The organism is Olsenella sp. An188, from assembly GCF_002160255.1.
Lineage (GTDB): Bacteria > Actinomycetota > Coriobacteriia > Coriobacteriales > Atopobiaceae > Thermophilibacter > Thermophilibacter avistercoris.
The window spans coordinates 300,644-314,981 of record NZ_NFKF01000002.1 but is presented as its reverse complement, the minus strand read 5'-3'; the positions used below and the strand labels follow the sequence as shown (position 1 = coordinate 314,981).

Here is a 14,338-nt window from a genome sequence, read left to right as displayed (position 1 = left end):
GCCCCGCCGGTTTTCTAAGCGGAAGTTTCACGAAGTGCACTTCCGCGTGAAAACCGGCGGGGCCGTCGGTTGCGGCGCGAGGTTCTTCTCGCCAGACTTACCCGACGAGCGTCTTGGTGATGCTGGCTGCCGCCGTCTTGCCGGCGCCCATGGCCAGGATGACCGTGGCCGCGCCGGTGACGATGTCGCCGCCGGCCCAGATACGCGGGTCGGAGGTGCGGCCGTCCTCGTCGGCGATGATGTAGCCCCACTTGTTGAGCTTGATGTCGCCGATCATCTTGGCAAACGGGTTGGCGTTGGTGCCGATGGCGGAGATGGCCACGTCGCAGGGGATCTCCTCGATGGCGCCCTCGATGGGCACCGGGCGACGGCGGCCGGACTCGTCGGGCTCGCCGAGCTCCATCTTCTGGACGCGCACGGCGCACACGCAGCCGTCCTCGCCCTTCACGAACTCGAGAGGGGCCACGAGCGGCATGACCTCGACGCCCTCGGCCTTGGCGTGGTGGAGCTCCGCGCGACGGGCGGGCATCTCGTCCTCGGTACGGCGGTAGGCGATGATCGCGCGCTCGGCTCCCAGGCGCTTGGCGGTGCGCACCGCGTCCATGGCCACGTTGCCGCCGCCGAAGACCACGACGTTCTTGCCGTGCTTGGTGGGCGTGTCGTACTCGGGGAAGCGGTTGGCCTTCATGAGGTTGACGCGTGTGAGGTACTCGTTGGCGAAGAACACGTTGGGCAGGTTCTCGCCGGGGACGTTCAGGAACTTGGGCAGGCCGGCGCCGGTGGCGATGTAGATGGCGTCGAAGCCCTCGGCAAAGAGCTCGTCGGCGTCGGTGATGCGACCCACGACGGAGTTGTACTCGAACTTGACGCCGAGCTCCTCGAGGCCGTCGATCTCGCGCTTCACGACCGCCTTGGGCAGACGGAACTCGGGGATGCCGTAGACGAGCACGCCGCCGCCGGTGAAGAACGCCTCGAAGACGGTGACGTCAAAGCCGTTGCGGGCCAGCTCGCCGGCGCAGGTGATGCCGGAGGGACCGGAGCCAACCACGGCGACCTTCTTGCCGTTCTTGGGGGCCATCTTGGGCTTGGAGGCAAGCTCGGGCTGGTCGCCGAGGAAGCGCTCCAGCTGGCCGATGGCCACCGGCTCGCCCTTCTTGCCGCGGATGCACTTGCCCTCGCACTGGTTCTCCTGCGGGCACACGCGGCCGCAGATGGCGGGCAGCATCGAGTCCTCGCGGATGACGTCGAGCGCCTCGCCGAACTTCTCCTCGCGGATCTTCTCGATGAACTTGGGGATGTTGATGTTGACGGGGCAGCCCTCGACGCAGAACGGCTTCTTGCAGTCCATGCAGCGCTCGGCCTCGGCCAGCGCCATCTCCTTGGTGAAGCCCTTGTCGACGGGACGGAAGTCGCACGCGCGCTCGGCGGCCGGCTCCTCGTTGTCCGGGGTGCGCGGGGACTTCATGTCGGGAACAAAGCGACCGTTTACCTGTGGCATGCGCAGTTCGCCTCCTCGTAGGCCTTGAGGGACTGGCCCTCCTCGGTGAGATACGCGGCCTGACGCGCGCGCAGGTCGTTCCAGTCGACCTTGGTGGCGTCGAAGTCGGGGCCGTCGACGCAGGCGAACTTCGTCTTGCCGTCGACCTCGACGCGGCAGCAGCCGCACATGCCGGTGCCGTCAACCATGATGGGGTTGAGCGACGCGGTGATCGGCGTGCCGTACTTCTCCGCGGTCAGGGCGGAGAACTTCATCATCGGCACGGGGCCGACGCAGAAGACCTGGCTGACGGCCTTGTCCTGCAGCAGGCGCTCGAGCGGGGCGGTGACGACGCCCTTCTCGCCGTAGGAGCCGTCGTCGGTGGTGATGTGGATGTGGTCCTTCGGGAGGAGCTCACGGAACTGCTCCTCGAGCAGCAGCAGGTCCTTGGTGCGCGCGCCCATGATGGCGTGGACCTCGTGGCCGGTCTCCACCAGGTGCTTGGCCACCGGGTAGGCGATGGCGAGGCCGACGCCGCCGCCGATGACGGCGCAGGGGCCGTCGGCCATCTCGGTCGGCTGGCCGAGCGGGCCGGTGACGTCCTGGATGGAGTCGCCCGCCTCGTAGGTGGACAGCATCTCAGTGGTCTTGCCGATCACCATGAAGATGAACTCGACCCAGCCCTCCTCGGGGTTCCAGCCCGCAAGCGTGAACGGGACGCGCTCGCCCGTCTCGTTGGCGCGCACCATGAGGAACTGGCCGGCGTGAGCGTGCTTGGCCATCCTCGGCGCCTCTATGCGGAACTTGAACACCTTCTCCGAGAACTGCGTCTTTTCGAGGATCTTGTACATTAAACCGAACTCCTCTCCTGCAAGTCTCTGCTTTGAGCCAGAACCCCTCGCGGCTCTCTACCAAATCGCAATTGTACCCCAGAGCAGCGGTTCCGCCGGCATGCGCGGCCGAGAAGACCGGTGGGCGGCGAGAAGGGACGCGAAAGCGTTCGGCGCGCTGCGCGGCTAGCTGCGCAGCGCGTCCTCCACGACGTCGGCGGCGCGCTCGACGGTGAGCTCGAACTCGTCGAGGAAGCTGCCCTTGAGCTCGCGCAGCACGTAGTCGGCCACGGCCATGCGCCCCGGCGGCCGGCCGATGCCAAACTGCACGCGGGCAAAGTCGCGGCTGCCGAGCTTGTCGGCGATGGAGCGCAGGCCGTTGTGGGCGTTGAGCCCGCCACCCAGCTTGAGGCGTACCTCGCCGGCCGCCAGGTCGACCTCGTCGTGCACCACGAGGATCTCCTCCGGTCGCACGCGGTGGGCCCGGGCCAGCTTGGAGAGCGGCCCGCCGGACGTGTTCATGTAGCTCATCGGCTTGGCGAGAAGCACCTCGCGCCTCTCGCCGTCGGCGCCGGCCACGGAGATCGAGGCGACCTGGGCGCCCGCCTCGGACTTCCAGTAGCGCACGCCATGGCGCGCCGCGAGCGCGTCTATCGTGGCGAAGCCGGCGTTGTGGCGGGTGTGGGCGTACTCGGCGTCGGGGTTGCCGAGGCCGCAGACGATGCGGACTGCGGCCGACTTGGCCGGGGTCTTTGCAGGCATGGCGCCTCCTTTCGTTGCGATCACCACATTGTAGATGCCCGCGGCCCGGTGCCGCCCGCCGCGGGTCGGGTGCTTACGAATTGGGGGTTATGGCACTCGGCCGAGGTTTTGCGCTTAGAAAAGCCGGGTTGTCCCCCTGCGACCGCCCGCCTATGTGCGAGAAGGACGCCCGGATGGTGGTTTTTCTCGCCCGCCGGAGCGGGACAACCCTGATTCCTTAAGCACGGGCACCTCCGCGGCAGGGACAACCCCGGATTCCTAAGCACCGTGGTGGCCGAGATTGCCACAACTCGGGTTTCTTAAGCGCGCGTCGCGCGGGCCCGGCGCGAACGTGTCCTCACATGCAGCGGGGCCGCCCGAAGGCGGCCCCGAGCGGTGCGCAGGGGTTTCTCGGCCGATCAGATCTCGGCGCCGCGGCCGCCGAAGATCTCGGAGACGGAGCGACGCATGTAGACGCTGTTGATGGCCTCCGCGAGCTCGTTGGCAACCGAGACGGTCTTGATCTTGGAGCCGGGGAGGTTGACGGCCTCGCAGGGGATGATGTCGGTGACGACGCACTCCACGAGCGGGGCGTCCTCGAGGCGCTGGATGGCCTCGCCGGAGAAGATGCCGTGCGTGGCGGAGACGTAGATGTCGCCGGCGCCCATCTCCTTGAGCTTGCGGACGGAGTTGCAGAGGGTGCCCGCGGTGTCGATCATGTCGTCGTTGACGATGCAGGTCTTGCCCTCGATGTTGCCGATGATGCCCATGACCTCGGACGCGTTGTGCTTCGGGCGGCTCTTGTGGGCGATGGCGACCTCGCAGCCCAGGTAGTCGGCGAGGCGCTTGGCGACCTTGGCGCGGCCCATGTCCGGGGAGACCACGACGGTGTTGGTCCAGTCGAAGCCCTTCTCCCTGAAGTAGTCGCCGATGAGGTACAGGGCGGTGAGGTGCGTCACCGGGATGTCGAAGAAGCCCTGGATCTGGCCCTGGTGGAGGTCGACGGTGATCACCTGGTCGACGCCGGCGGCCTCGAGGAGGTTGGCCACGAGGCGTGCGGTGATGGGCTCGCGCGCGGCGGCCTTGCGGTCCTGGCGCGCGTAGCAGTAGTGGGGGAGCACGGCGGTGAACTTGGAGACGGAGGCGCGCTTGGCTGCGTCGGCCACGACGAGGGTCTCCATGAGCAGGTCGTTGACGCTAGCACCGGAGAGCGACTGGATGAAGAAGACGTCGTCGCCGCGGACGGACTCGTCGAAGCGCGCGTAGATCTCTCCGTTGGCGAACTTCTCGATCTTGAGGCCCTGAAGCTCGAGGTGCAGGATGTCGGCGATCTTCTGGGACAGCTCGGGGTTGCCGGTGCCGGTGTAGAGCTTGATCTCTTTCTTCAGCGGCATGGGCTCGCTCAGGTTCTCGTACATCTAGGCCTCGTCTCTCTTGAGTCGCTCGAGTCGCCTGGCGGCGTACCCCTCTACAATGCGCTGCTCGGCGCGCTCGAGGTAGAGCGCGTCGGCAGGGACGTCCTTGGTGACGCAGGAGCTTGCGCCCACGAGCGCGCCGTCGCCGATGGTGACGGGCGCGACCATCATGGTGTCGGAGCCGACGAAGACGTCGTCGCCGATGACGGTGCGGTTCTTGTGGACGCCGTCGTAGTTGCAGGTGATGGAGCCGCCGCCGATGTTGACGCCGGAGCCCATCGTGCAGTCGCCGATGTAGGAGAGGTGCGGGACCTTGGAGCCCTCGCCGATCACGGAGTTCTTGATCTCGACGTGGGTGCCCACGTGCGCGCCGCGCAAGACGTGCGCGCCGCCGCGCAGGTAGCAACGCGGGCCGCAGGTGACGTCATCGTCGATCGTCACGTCAACGCCCGCGGTCTCCTCGAGGGAGACGCGGCAGCCCACCGTGCAGTCGGTGAGGCGGGTGTTGGGGCCGACCACGCACTCATCGCCGACGGTCGTGCTCCCCCAGAGCATGGTCATGGGGAGAAGGACCGTGTCGCGCCCGACGGTCACGTCAGGGCCGACCCAGGTGGTCGCCGGGTCGACGATGGTGACGCCCTCGTCCATGAGGCGCGCGTTGATGCGGTCGCGCGCGATGGCCGTGAGCTGGGCGAGCTGGGCGCGGCTGTTTACGCCGAGGAGCTCGTCGGCGTCCTCGGTGCGCACGGCGGCCACGCGCTCGCCGTGACCGCGCAGGATCTCCACCATGTCCGTGACGTAGTACTCGTGCTGGACGTTGGCGGTGGAGAGCTCACCGATGTGGGCCGCGAGCTTGGCGCCGTCGAAGGCGTAGAAGCCGGGGTTGCACGCGGTGAGGCTCGCGGCCTGCTCGGGCGTGCAGTCCTTCTGCTCGATGATGCGCGTCACGTCGCCCTCGGAGTCGAACTCGAGGCGGCCGTAGCCGAAGGGGTCGGCAGGCGTCCAGGTGAGGATGGCCTCGGCGGCTCCGTCGTCGGCGACGGGCTTGGCCAGGCGGCGGAGGGTCTCGCTCTCGACGAGCGGGCCGTCGCCGTTCAGGACGAGCACCGCACCCTCGTTGACGCACGCCTCCTCGAGCGCCACGCGAACGGCGTGGCCCGTGCCCAGCCGCTCGGTCTGCTCGACGCACTCGACGTCCTTCTCGCCTGCTAGATGAGCCCGCACCTCGTCAGCGCCGTGCCCCACGACCACCACGACGCGCTCGGCCCCGGCCCCGCGCGCGGCGCGGATGACCCAGGAGACGAGCGGGCGGTCAAGAAGCTTGTGCATTACCTTGGGGTGACGGGACTTCATGCGCGTTCCCTCGCCGGCGGCGAGGATGATCGCGGTCATGGGCATTGGGTAGCCTCCAAGCGACGCGTTTGTCCCTGTTTGCGCATCCATGATACCCCAGATTGTCGTGGGCGGACGGTGCCAGCTTCTTGCTACAATGCTTGCGCACAGGGGTATCGTCCAATGGTTAGGACAGTGGTTTTTGGTGCCATCAATGTGGGTTCGAATCCTACTACCCCTGCCATTTTTCTCTTGTGGCGCCTGCGCCTTCCGCAAGCCCTGAGACATGCACGGGCAGAAGGTCCCTCTCGCCGGGCGAGAAGGACCTCGTGTTTCTCCTACCTTCTGACATGCGAGGCCTAACCGCTGGCCCCGGGCTCTGCTCGAGCACGCCTCGGGCTCGCCGCGGTGCGGCCCCCTACAGCTCCAGGCGGTCGAACGCGGCGCAGATGGCGTCGAGCAGAAGGACCGCGAAGGTCTGGGCGTCGCTGATCGTGAAGGCCGACGCGCCGACCGGGAGCTCCACGCGCACCGCGCGCGGGCGGGCGGGCGAGCTCTGGATGGCCGTGCGCAGGCGCATCGGCAGCGTGTCTATGTCGTCGAGCATGACGTTGCCCATGTCGGGCGCCACGTTCTCGGGCAGGGGCTCGGTGGACAGCACGATGAGGGCGCGCGCGTCGGAGGGCGTCGACTCGGGGGAGTCCACGAGGTCGAGCGCGCAGTCGTCGACGGTGGCGTGGGCGAGGTTCCAGATACGGCCGGCCACGTTGCGCGAGATGGGGTCGTCTGCGGTGATGGCGATGCCGGCGTCGTTGAGCACGCTCGCGGCGCGGGCGAAGCCCATGGCGCCCTGGGGGTGCGGGCCCGCGGCGGGCTTGCCGGCCCAGACGTGGCGCAGGCGCTCGATGGCGTCGAAGGTGTCGGGGAAGGCCATGCCGTCCGCGAGCGCGCCGATGCTCTCCTGGAAGAGCTTCACGGCCGCCTCGGTGTGGACGCCGTAGACGCCGTCGGGCTCGCCGCAGGAGAAGCCGAGCACGTTGAGGCGCTCCTGGAGCTGGCGGACGTCGTTGCCGTGGAAGTTGGGGAGGCGCAGGTAGAGGGTGCGGTCGCCGAGCTGGTAGCACTCGTCGACGAGCGCCGACCACGTGGCGGCGTCCACGGCGTCGCCGAGCGAGAGGCCGTGGTCCAGCCGGAAGCGCGCGACGGCCGTCGCGGTGGAGCGGCCGAAGCGGCTCTCGGCGCGCTCGGCCTCGTCGACGGCGTAGCCCACGGAGCCAAGCCTGTCCTGAATGTCCTCGACGGCGGCGCCGACGGCGCCCTCGCAGATCGTGTCCATGTCCTCTCCTATGCGTTCAGTGGGGTGCGCGGCGGCATTGGTGCCCTCACGCCGCTCGCTCCACGAAGAAGTCTGCCATAGAGACGAGAAGGTCGCGAGCCTCTGCCGTGACCAGCCCGTCCTCGGCGAGCCCGCAGGCCCGCCCCTTCGCGCGCTCCGCCAGCTCGCGCCCGAGCGCCCGGCACCGCTCGATGCCGCCGCCCGCCTCGATGAGCTCCACGGCGCGCGCCAGCTCGGCGGGGTCCGCCGTGGCGCTCGCGAGAAGCCCCACGAGCTCGGAGCGGTCCTTCTCGCCCAGGTGCTCGAGCGCCCAGACCACGGCGAGCGTGCGCTTGCCCTCGGTGATGTCGGAGCGGAAGTCCTTGCCCTGCGCCTCGGCGTCGCCGACGAGGTTGAGCAGGTCGTCCTGGAGCTGGAAGGCCACGCCCGCGTCGAGCCCGAGGTCGAGCAGGCCGCGCGCCGCCTCCTCCGCCCCGCCCGCGGCGAGCGCGCCCAGGTAGAGCGGCATGGCGGCGGAGTACCAGGCCGTCTTGCTCGTGACCATGTAGAGGTAGTCGTCCGAGGTGACGTCCCAGCGCCCCTCGCGGACCCAGCCCAGGTCGAGCGCCTGCCCCTCGAGGGTGTGGCGCTCCATGCGCGCGAGCTCCTCCAGCACGCGCAGGCGGCGCGCCGGGTCGAGCCGGCCGTCGGAGAGGACCACCTCGAAGACCTGGACGAGCGCCAGGTCGCCGGCGTTTATCGCCAGCCCCTCGCCGACGGTGCGGTGAAGGCACGGCTCGCCGCGGCGCAGCTCGCCCTCGTCGGCGATGTCGTCGTGGATGAGCGCGGCGCTCTGGAAGAGCTCCACGGCCACGGCGGACGAGAGCGCGTCGGCAGCCCTCCCGCCAACGGCCTCGGCCCCAAGCAGGCAGAGCGCCGGCCGCACCCGCTTGCCGCCGCCCGCCGTGAAGCGCTCGAGCGGCTCGTAGAGAAAGCCGCGCAGGTCGCCCGCGCAGGCGCCGTCCGTGAGCGGGGCGTCCGCGGCCCGCGTGAGCGCGTCCTCCACGAGCGGCAGGCGGCTGGCGAGGTAGTCGACGAAGGGCTGTGCCATGGTTCTTCTCGCTTCCGGTGACCGGGGCGGCTAGCCCTCGTAGCCGTTGGGGTTGTTGGACTGCCAGTTCCAGGAGTCGCGGCACATGTCGTCGATGTCGAACTTGGCCTCCCAGCCCATGAGCTCGCGGGCCTTGGTGCAGTCGGCGTAGTTGGCGGTGACGTCGCCGGCGCGGCGCGGCTCGATGACGTAGGGGACCTCGTGGCCGCACGCCGCGGAGAACGCGCGGATGATCTCGAGCACCGAGGTGCCCTTGCCCGTGCCGAGGTTGAAGACCTCGACGCCGGTGCGCCCGTTCATCCAGGCGAGCGCCGCCGCGTGGCCCGAGGCGAGGTCGCAGACGTGGATGTAGTCGCGCACGCCGGTGCCGTCGGGGGTGTCGTAGTCGTTGCCGAAGACGTGGACGGCATCGCGCTTGCCGATGGCGGTCTGCGCGACGTAGGGCACGAGGTTGTTGGGGATGCCCTTGGGGTCCTCGCCCATGAGGCCCGAGGGGTGCGCGCCGATGGGGTTGAAGTAGCGCAGCAGCACGACGTCCCACTCGGGGTCGGCGGTGTGGAGGTCGGTGAGGATCTGCTCGATCATCCACTTGGTCCAGCCGTAGGGGTTGGTCGCCGGCTTCTTGGGGCTCTCCTCGGTGAGCGGCAGAGAGTCCGGGTCCCCGTAGACGGTCGCGGAGCTGGAGAAGATGATGGACTTGCAGCCGTGCTCGCGCATGACGTCCACCAGGGTGAGCGTGTTGCCGATGTTGTTGGAGTAGTACTCGATCGGCTTGGTGACGGACTCGCCGACGGCCTTGAAGCCGGCGAAGTGGATCACGCGGTCGATGCGGTGGGTGTCGAAGATCTTGGTGAGGGCCGCGCGGTCGTTGACGTCGGCCTCGTAGAAGGCGAGGTTGCCCGCGGCGCTCTCGCCCACGATGGTCTTGATGCGCTCGCACACCTTGGGCGAGGCGTTGGAGAGGTCGTCCACGATGACGACCTGGTAGCCGCCCTTGAGGAGCTCGACGACGGTGTGGCTGCCGATGAAACCGGCGCCGCCGGTCACGAGCACGCAGGTGTCCTGGGGTGCGATCTTCTCGCTCATGAGGGTCCTTTCTGCTGGCTCCCGCGCAGGCGCGTCGGGCTGCTCCTTAGGCCATTGAACAGTATACGACCTGGGGGCGCGGTTCTTCTCGCCGTGCGAACAACCCCAAATCTTTCCGGTTGACGGCGGGCGGGCACGGGCCGCGTCACCCCGCGCTCGGTCGCGGAGGGTACGGGTGCGTCCGACGGCTCCGGGGCGGGGCACGAGGGCCATCACGGGGGGTCGCTGGTAGACTGGGCACGAGGCTGTCGCGCTACCCCGGGAGGACGCTTGGGCGAGAAGGACCACATGCGCGAGCGCCTGCTTGCGTCGCTCGCCGCGCGCGGGCTTCTCGCCGAGGACGGCGCGACGACCGTCCACGGGCAGCCCGCCTGGCGAGAGGTGCCGGCGGGCCACGAGCCGCAGGCGCTCATGGACGCGGGCGCGCGGCAGCGGCGCGCGGTCGAGTGCGCGCACGCCACGCCCGCGACCTGCGAGGACCAGTGCGCGACGTGGGTCGAGAACGTGCTGGCGAGTGCGGGGGCTCCCTACGTGGTCGGCACGGCGCGGGAGCTCTATGACGGGTTCTGCCACCTCACGGACGCGCGCGAGCTGCTCGTGGGGATGATCGTGGCCGTGGGACGCCACCCCTACGACACGGCCGGCTGGGCTCACGGCCACGTGGGCCTCTACGTGGGGGACGGCCAGGTGATGGAGTGCGCCGGCGGACGGGTGCGGACGGCTCCGCTCGAGCTGTGGGCGAGCGCGTACGGGGTGATGTCCGAGCCGCGGTGGGGCTGGCTCGGCGCGATCGCACTGGGGTAGGCGGGGGCGCGCGGGTTGGCGTTCTTCTCGCCTGCGTGTCAAACGTCGAAATTGTGGGCGCGCGTGCGCCTCCCGCGGCTAGACTGGTGCTTGTCGTGAGTTCTGGCCGGCGGTGGCCGGTCCGTGAGATGGGAGCACACATGGCCGAGGACGCCAAGCAGTACGCGCTGGACAAGCACGAGGAGTGGGGCGGAAAGATCGAGGTGATCAGCCGCGCGCCGATCACCACGCCCGAGGAGCTGGCCGTGGCCTACACGCCGGGCGTCGCCGAGCCGTGCCTCAAGATCCGCGATAACGTGGAGGACTCCTACAAGTACACGCGCCGCGGCAACCTGGTGGCCGTGGTCACGGACGGCAGCGCGGTGCTGGGCCTGGGCAACATCGGTCCCGAGGCGGGCATGCCGGTCATGGAGGGCAAGTGCGCCCTGTTCAAGACCTTCGCGGACGTGGACGCCTTCCCGCTGTGCATCCGCTCCAACGACGTGGACGAGATCGTGCGCACCGTGGAGCTGCTGGCCGGCAGCTTTGGCGGCATCAACCTCGAGGACATCTCCGCGCCGCGCTGCTTTGAGATCGAGCGCCGCCTCAAGGAGGTCTGCGACATCCCCGTCTTCCACGACGACCAGCACGGTACGGCCGTCGTGACCTGCGCCGCGCTCATCAACGCGTGCCGCCTCACCGGCCGCGAGCTGGCGGACGTGCGCGTGGTCTTCTCCGGCGCCGGCGCCGCGGGCATCTCCATCGCCAAGCTGATGCAGCGCATGGGCGTGCGCGACGTCATCATCTGCGACCGCACGGGCGCCATCTACGAGGGCCGCGAGGGCCTCAACCCCGAGAAGGCCGAGATCGCCACGTGGACCAACCGCGAGGGCGTGAAGGGCACCCTGGCCGACGCCGTGGCCGGCGCCGACGTCTTTGTGGGCGTGTCCGCGCCGGGCGTGCTCACGGCCGACATGGTGCGCACGATGGCCGCCGACCCGATCATCTTTGCCTGCGCCAACCCCGTGCCGGAGATCATGCCGGACGAGGCGCTGGCGGCCGGCGCCGCCGTGGCCGCCACGGGCCGCTCCGACTTCCCCAACCAGATCAACAACGTCCTGGCCTTCCCGGGCATCTTCCGCGGCGCCCTGGACGTGCACGCCTCCGACATCAACGACGAGATGATGGAGGCCGCCGCCTACGCCATCGCCGGCCTGGTGGACGACGACAAGCGCTGCGCCGAGTACATCATCCCCGGCGCCTTTGACGAGCGCGTGGCGCCTGCCGTGGCTGCTGCCGTGGCCGAGGCGGCCCGCAAGTCCGGAGTCGCTCGCGCGTAGGAGACAAAGGGAACAGTCCCTTCCGTATCATTGGCGGTCCGCCGTTGGAGGCGGGCCGCCTTCTTGCTGCCTAATTATTGTCCGGTCATAGGCGTACATTCGTTCTATCGAGAAGTCCGATGGATAGGAGGCGCACATGAGCACGGAGAAGGGCATTGTCCTGTTTTGAGTCGGCAGACGGGGAGGTTACGCTACCAGTAAGAATTGACCCCGAGGGTGAGGAGATTTGGCTTAACCGCAACCAGCTGGCCGCGCTTTATGGCCGCGACGTTAAGACGATTGGCAAGCACGTCGCGAATGCGCTGCGCGAGGAGCTTGCGGGAAGCGAGAGTCGAGTTGTCGCAAAATTTGCGACAGTTCGACTCGAGGGCGACCGTGAGGTTGTTCGGCAGGTCGAACACTACAGCCTCGACATGATTCTTTCCGTCGGCTATCGCGTGAAGTCGCGGCGCGGCGTGGAGTTTCGCCGTTGGGCCACGGACGTGCTGCGCCGCTACGTCGTGGCCGGCCATGTGGAGAACGAGCGCCGGCTCGAGCAGCTGGGCAAGGTCACCAAGGTGATGGCGCGCATCCCGGACGACCTCGGTACGCGCCAGGTGCTCGACATCGTGCAGAGCTATACGGCCGCGTGCCTACCCGTCCAGCTCCGTAACGAGGTAGAGGCTTGGCGGGTTGCCCATGAGCTCCTGGACCTGCGCGCTCGTGTCGGTGCCCTCGACCTCGCGCTGGAGCTCGAGGTCGGTGATCTGGCCGAGGTAGGCTGCGTAGCGCTCCCTCGCGTCTTCCACGGGGTCAAAGCGATAGCGCCGCGTCTGCGCGCTCCCGTTCGCGAGGCTCGCAGAGAGCGTGAGCTCAACGCCCGCCATCCTCTGCGCAAACTCCTCGGCCGCGCAGACCGCGACGAGGTCGAAGGCCCGCCAGATCTGCTCGTTGACCGCGCCCTGATCCGAGGGTGCCGCGTAGGCGTCGTAGAGCGCGTCCACGCGGCGTCGCCACGGCATCCGGTGAAGCTCGCGGCACCGGTTCACCGTCACGCGCAGCAGCCAGGCGCGCAGGTGCTCGTCGCCGGTGAAGGCGGTCTCGTCGGTAAGTAGCCTGCAGAACACGTCCTGCGCAACGTCTTGCGCGTCGTGCTCCGAGCGGGTCTGCGCGAGCGCCGCGAGGTAGACGGACCCTCCGTGCGCGCCCATCGCATACCGCATGAACTTCTCGCCACGCTTGTGCGGGCTTGATCCGTTGGTCTGGCCAGTCACTTGCGCATCACCTCCCTGCCCATAACATGCGCGAGGAGGGCAAATTGTTCCCCTCATTTTGGCGTATCCTGAGGCGGGCCATGCAGGGGGGCGTTACGCCCGCGCGACGGGGGAGGCGAGTCATGAGGGCGCAGCCAAGGGCCGGCGAGGATCCGGCGGAGTTCAGGGCGTGCGGGCGCAAGAGGCGCTACGAGACGCGTGTGGAGGCGGCAAAGGCCGCCGAGAAGAGCTCGCGCCGCAAGGACGCGCCAAAGATCTTTGTCTACGAGTGCCCGTACTGCGGCGGCTGGCACCTCACGCACCGACGGCCGAAGGGCTAGCCGATTGACTCGGCCACTCCCATGAAGACGGGCGTCATGGTCTGCTGGTCCACGATCAGGTAAACGAACGGCCGGTCGAGAATGACCTCGTTGACCACGGGATTGTCGGGGGTGCCGGAGGCGCCGTCCATCCCGACCGAGGTGACTGCCGCGGCGCGCGTGCCCTCCTCGTTCACGTCGACGTAGGTCTTGTGAATCACCTGGCCAACGTAGAGCGGCCCGTCCTCCGACTCGCCCATGGGCGAGAAGTCCGCGGCCTGCCCATCGAAGGCATCGTCTATGCCGAGCGCGCGCAGGGCGTCGGTGAGCTCGGTCTGGTAGGTGGTCGTGAACATCGGTAGCCCCGCGTCCACCGAGGCGTACTCGACGGGCGTGAGCAACTCGCGCAGCGCCGTCCCGTCGAGGGACTCCAGGAGCTCGCCGACCGTGACGCCTTCGTTGGGAAGGATCCCCACGAAGGCGTAGTTGTAGTTCTCGTACGGCTTGACAAAGCCCGTGGCCAGGTCGTTCTCCAGGTAGCTCTGCTCGTGCGAGCGCATCATCCGCACATCCTGCTCGACGCCTTCCTCCGTGGTGAAGACGTCGGGCTCGATGCTGCCCTCCTCGTCGTAGGGCTCCTCCCAGGTCCCCTCGAAGGCGAGCGCGTTGATGAGGTAGAGCTGCGCGCTCGCGGGGATCTGGCTTAGCAGCTCCGGGATCATCCCGTGCGTGCGCTCGCTCACCCATGCGTTGACGTCGTCGACCGTGGACTGGTCAAAGGCGGCGCGGTATGCCTGAGCGCCGAGCCGCTCCCCGCACGCCGCGAGGAACTCGTCACCCACGACAAGACCCTCGGAGTCGCGCAGCCAGACGGAGTTTGCCAGGGAGAGCTCGAGGGCGTCCCCGCTCACGCCCGCGTCGAAGACGTCCTCTCCCGCCGTGCGCCGCGCGTAGGCGTTGAGGTAGTCCGTGAGCTGCCCCGCGCTCATCCCCGTGGCCGCCTCGAGCTGCGCAAGCGTCTGTCCCGCGGCGCCGTTCTCCGCGAGCGCGAGCGCGTAGAGCACCGAGAGCGGGGAGACGAACACGTTGCCTCCCGAGTCCTGCCGCACGCACTCCCGGAAGAGCCGTGCGGAGAAGTCGTAGACGGCGGCCTCCGCCGTGGGGTCGGTGAGCGTGTCGTAGATGGGGGAGTCGTCCGCCGCAAGGCCCTCGTGCGCGGTGAGCTCCGTCGCCGTGAGGCTGAGCGAGGACGGCGCGCACCCGGCAAGCGCGACGCACAGGGCGAGAAGGACCACGCGTGTGAGGGTCTTGGCGGGTCGTCCCATGGCTGCTCCCTCCGTTGTCGACGCCCCTATC

Annotated in this window: 14 protein-coding genes, 1 tRNA gene and 1 pseudogene; 5 read left to right on the top strand and 11 right to left on the bottom strand. The window is 68.7% G+C overall.

The genetic code is table 11. The features are described 5' to 3' along the window. Window positions 1-97 precede the first annotated feature (97 nt). The 5 genes from gltA to glmU all read right to left on the bottom strand — a co-directional run bounded on the left by gltA (window position 98) and on the right by glmU (window position 5,861). Entirely contained in the window at window positions 98-1,498 is a 1,401-nt protein-coding gene (gene gltA, locus B5F23_RS03785; RefSeq protein WP_087351955.1) for an NADPH-dependent glutamate synthase, read from the bottom strand. Further along, window positions 1,486-2,328: a sulfide/dihydroorotate dehydrogenase-like FAD/NAD-binding protein gene (locus tag B5F23_RS03780; protein WP_087351953.1), complete on the bottom strand. Its 843-nt coding sequence runs from the start codon at window positions 2,326-2,328 to the stop codon at window positions 1,486-1,488. Before B5F23_RS03780 ends, gltA begins: the two co-directional genes overlap by 13 nt. 165 nt (window positions 2,329-2,493) lie before the next feature. Further along, a complete protein-coding gene (pth, locus tag B5F23_RS03775; protein WP_087351951.1) occupies window positions 2,494-3,069 on the bottom strand; it encodes an aminoacyl-tRNA hydrolase in 576 nt (191 codons plus the stop codon). A 398-nt stretch (window positions 3,070-3,467) separates the two neighbouring features. Further along, window positions 3,468-4,466: a ribose-phosphate diphosphokinase gene (locus tag B5F23_RS03770; RefSeq protein WP_087351949.1), complete on the bottom strand. Its 999-nt coding sequence runs from the start codon at window positions 4,464-4,466 to the stop codon at window positions 3,468-3,470. Continuing rightward, window positions 4,467-5,861, bottom strand: a complete 1,395-nt coding sequence (glmU, locus tag B5F23_RS03765) for a bifunctional UDP-N-acetylglucosamine diphosphorylase/glucosamine-1-phosphate N-acetyltransferase GlmU (RefSeq protein ID WP_087351947.1) — start codon at window positions 5,859-5,861, stop codon at window positions 4,467-4,469. Window positions 5,862-5,964: 103 nt separating this feature from the next. On the opposite strand from glmU, the gene B5F23_RS03760 reads away from it, so the two are divergent. Next, window positions 5,965-6,039, top strand: a tRNA-Gln gene (locus B5F23_RS03760). A 174-nt stretch (window positions 6,040-6,213) separates the two neighbouring features. Here the strand turns inward: B5F23_RS03760 and B5F23_RS03755 are convergent. The 3 genes from B5F23_RS03755 to galE are packed head-to-tail and all read right to left on the bottom strand — an operon-like array spanning window position 6,214 to window position 9,307. Next, entirely contained in the window at window positions 6,214-7,131 is a 918-nt protein-coding gene (locus B5F23_RS03755; RefSeq protein WP_087351945.1) for a peptidoglycan-binding domain-containing protein, read from the bottom strand. A 46-nt stretch (window positions 7,132-7,177) separates the two neighbouring features. Next, window positions 7,178-8,221 carry a polyprenyl synthetase family protein gene (locus B5F23_RS03750; protein ID WP_087351943.1) on the bottom strand — a complete coding sequence of 348 codons (1,044 nt, stop codon included), beginning with the start codon at window positions 8,219-8,221 and terminating at the stop codon, window positions 7,178-7,180. Between the two features lie 30 nt (window positions 8,222-8,251). Beyond that, a complete protein-coding gene (galE, locus tag B5F23_RS03745; RefSeq protein ID WP_087351941.1) occupies window positions 8,252-9,307 on the bottom strand; it encodes a UDP-glucose 4-epimerase GalE in 1,056 nt (351 codons plus the stop codon). A 270-nt stretch (window positions 9,308-9,577) separates the two neighbouring features. On the opposite strand from galE, the gene B5F23_RS03740 reads away from it, so the two are divergent. Both B5F23_RS03740 and B5F23_RS03735 read left to right on the top strand, forming a co-directional pair. After that, on the top strand, window positions 9,578-10,111 hold the full coding sequence (locus B5F23_RS03740) for a hypothetical protein (protein ID WP_087351939.1): 534 nt from the start codon (window positions 9,578-9,580) through the stop codon (window positions 10,109-10,111). 140 nt (window positions 10,112-10,251) lie between these two features. Then, window positions 10,252-11,430, top strand: coding sequence for an NAD(P)-dependent malic enzyme (locus B5F23_RS03735; protein ID WP_087351937.1), 1,179 nt, complete (start codon window positions 10,252-10,254; stop codon window positions 11,428-11,430). Window positions 11,431-11,621: 191 nt separating this feature from the next. Here the strand turns inward: B5F23_RS03735 and B5F23_RS09835 are convergent, their stop codons facing one another. Then, complete coding sequence (locus B5F23_RS09835; RefSeq protein WP_206392221.1) at window positions 11,622-11,831, bottom strand: hypothetical protein; 210 nt, start codon at window positions 11,829-11,831, stop codon at window positions 11,622-11,624. Between B5F23_RS09835 and rhuM the strand changes: the two are divergent. Next, a pseudogene (gene rhuM / locus B5F23_RS10070) lies at window positions 11,826-11,909 on the top strand (RhuM family protein); the annotation flags it as partial. The gene B5F23_RS09835 and the pseudogene rhuM sit on opposite strands and share 6 nt — an antisense overlap. Window positions 11,910-12,062: 153 nt before the next feature. Here the strand turns inward: rhuM and B5F23_RS03725 are convergent. Then, on the bottom strand, window positions 12,063-12,632 hold the full coding sequence (locus B5F23_RS03725) for an RNA polymerase sigma factor (RefSeq protein WP_206392218.1): 570 nt from the start codon (window positions 12,630-12,632) through the stop codon (window positions 12,063-12,065). A 173-nt stretch (window positions 12,633-12,805) separates the two neighbouring features. On the opposite strand from B5F23_RS03725, the gene B5F23_RS03720 reads away from it, so the two are divergent. Further along, on the top strand, window positions 12,806-13,003 hold the full coding sequence (locus B5F23_RS03720; RefSeq protein WP_087351935.1) for a hypothetical protein: 198 nt from the start codon (window positions 12,806-12,808) through the stop codon (window positions 13,001-13,003). Here the strand turns inward: B5F23_RS03720 and B5F23_RS03715 are convergent. Then, entirely contained in the window at window positions 13,000-14,307 is a 1,308-nt protein-coding gene (locus B5F23_RS03715) for a serpin family protein (protein WP_087351933.1), read from the bottom strand. The two genes, B5F23_RS03720 and B5F23_RS03715, sit on opposite strands and share 4 nt — an antisense overlap. Window positions 14,308-14,338: the final 31 nt, after the last annotated feature.

Excerpts from the sequence above, each read along its gene's own strand:
- B5F23_RS03770 (WP_087351949.1), bottom strand. The coding sequence starts at position 4,466 with ATGTACGAGAACCTGAGCGAGCCCATGCCGCTGAAGAAAGAGATCAAG.
- glmU (WP_087351947.1), bottom strand. The coding sequence starts at position 5,861 with ATGCCCATGACCGCGATCATCCTCGCCGCCGGCGAGGGAACGCGCATG.
- B5F23_RS03755 (WP_087351945.1), bottom strand. The coding sequence starts at position 7,131 with ATGGACACGATCTGCGAGGGCGCCGTCGGCGCCGCCGTCGAGGACATT.
- B5F23_RS03750 (WP_087351943.1), bottom strand. The coding sequence starts at position 8,221 with ATGGCACAGCCCTTCGTCGACTACCTCGCCAGCCGCCTGCCGCTCGTG.
- galE (WP_087351941.1), bottom strand. The coding sequence starts at position 9,307 with ATGAGCGAGAAGATCGCACCCCAGGACACCTGCGTGCTCGTGACCGGC.
- B5F23_RS03725 (WP_206392218.1), bottom strand. The coding sequence starts at position 12,632 with ATGCGGTATGCGATGGGCGCGCACGGAGGGTCCGTCTACCTCGCGGCG.
- B5F23_RS03720 (WP_087351935.1), top strand. The coding sequence starts at position 12,806 with ATGAGGGCGCAGCCAAGGGCCGGCGAGGATCCGGCGGAGTTCAGGGCG.
- gltA (WP_087351955.1), bottom strand. The coding sequence starts at position 1,498 with ATGCCACAGGTAAACGGTCGCTTTGTTCCCGACATGAAGTCCCCGCGC.
- B5F23_RS03780 (WP_087351953.1), bottom strand. The coding sequence starts at position 2,328 with ATGTACAAGATCCTCGAAAAGACGCAGTTCTCGGAGAAGGTGTTCAAG.
- B5F23_RS03715 (WP_087351933.1), bottom strand. The coding sequence starts at position 14,307 with ATGGGACGACCCGCCAAGACCCTCACACGCGTGGTCCTTCTCGCCCTG.
- pth (WP_087351951.1), bottom strand. The coding sequence starts at position 3,069 with ATGCCTGCAAAGACCCCGGCCAAGTCGGCCGCAGTCCGCATCGTCTGC.
- B5F23_RS03735 (WP_087351937.1), top strand. The coding sequence starts at position 10,252 with ATGGCCGAGGACGCCAAGCAGTACGCGCTGGACAAGCACGAGGAGTGG.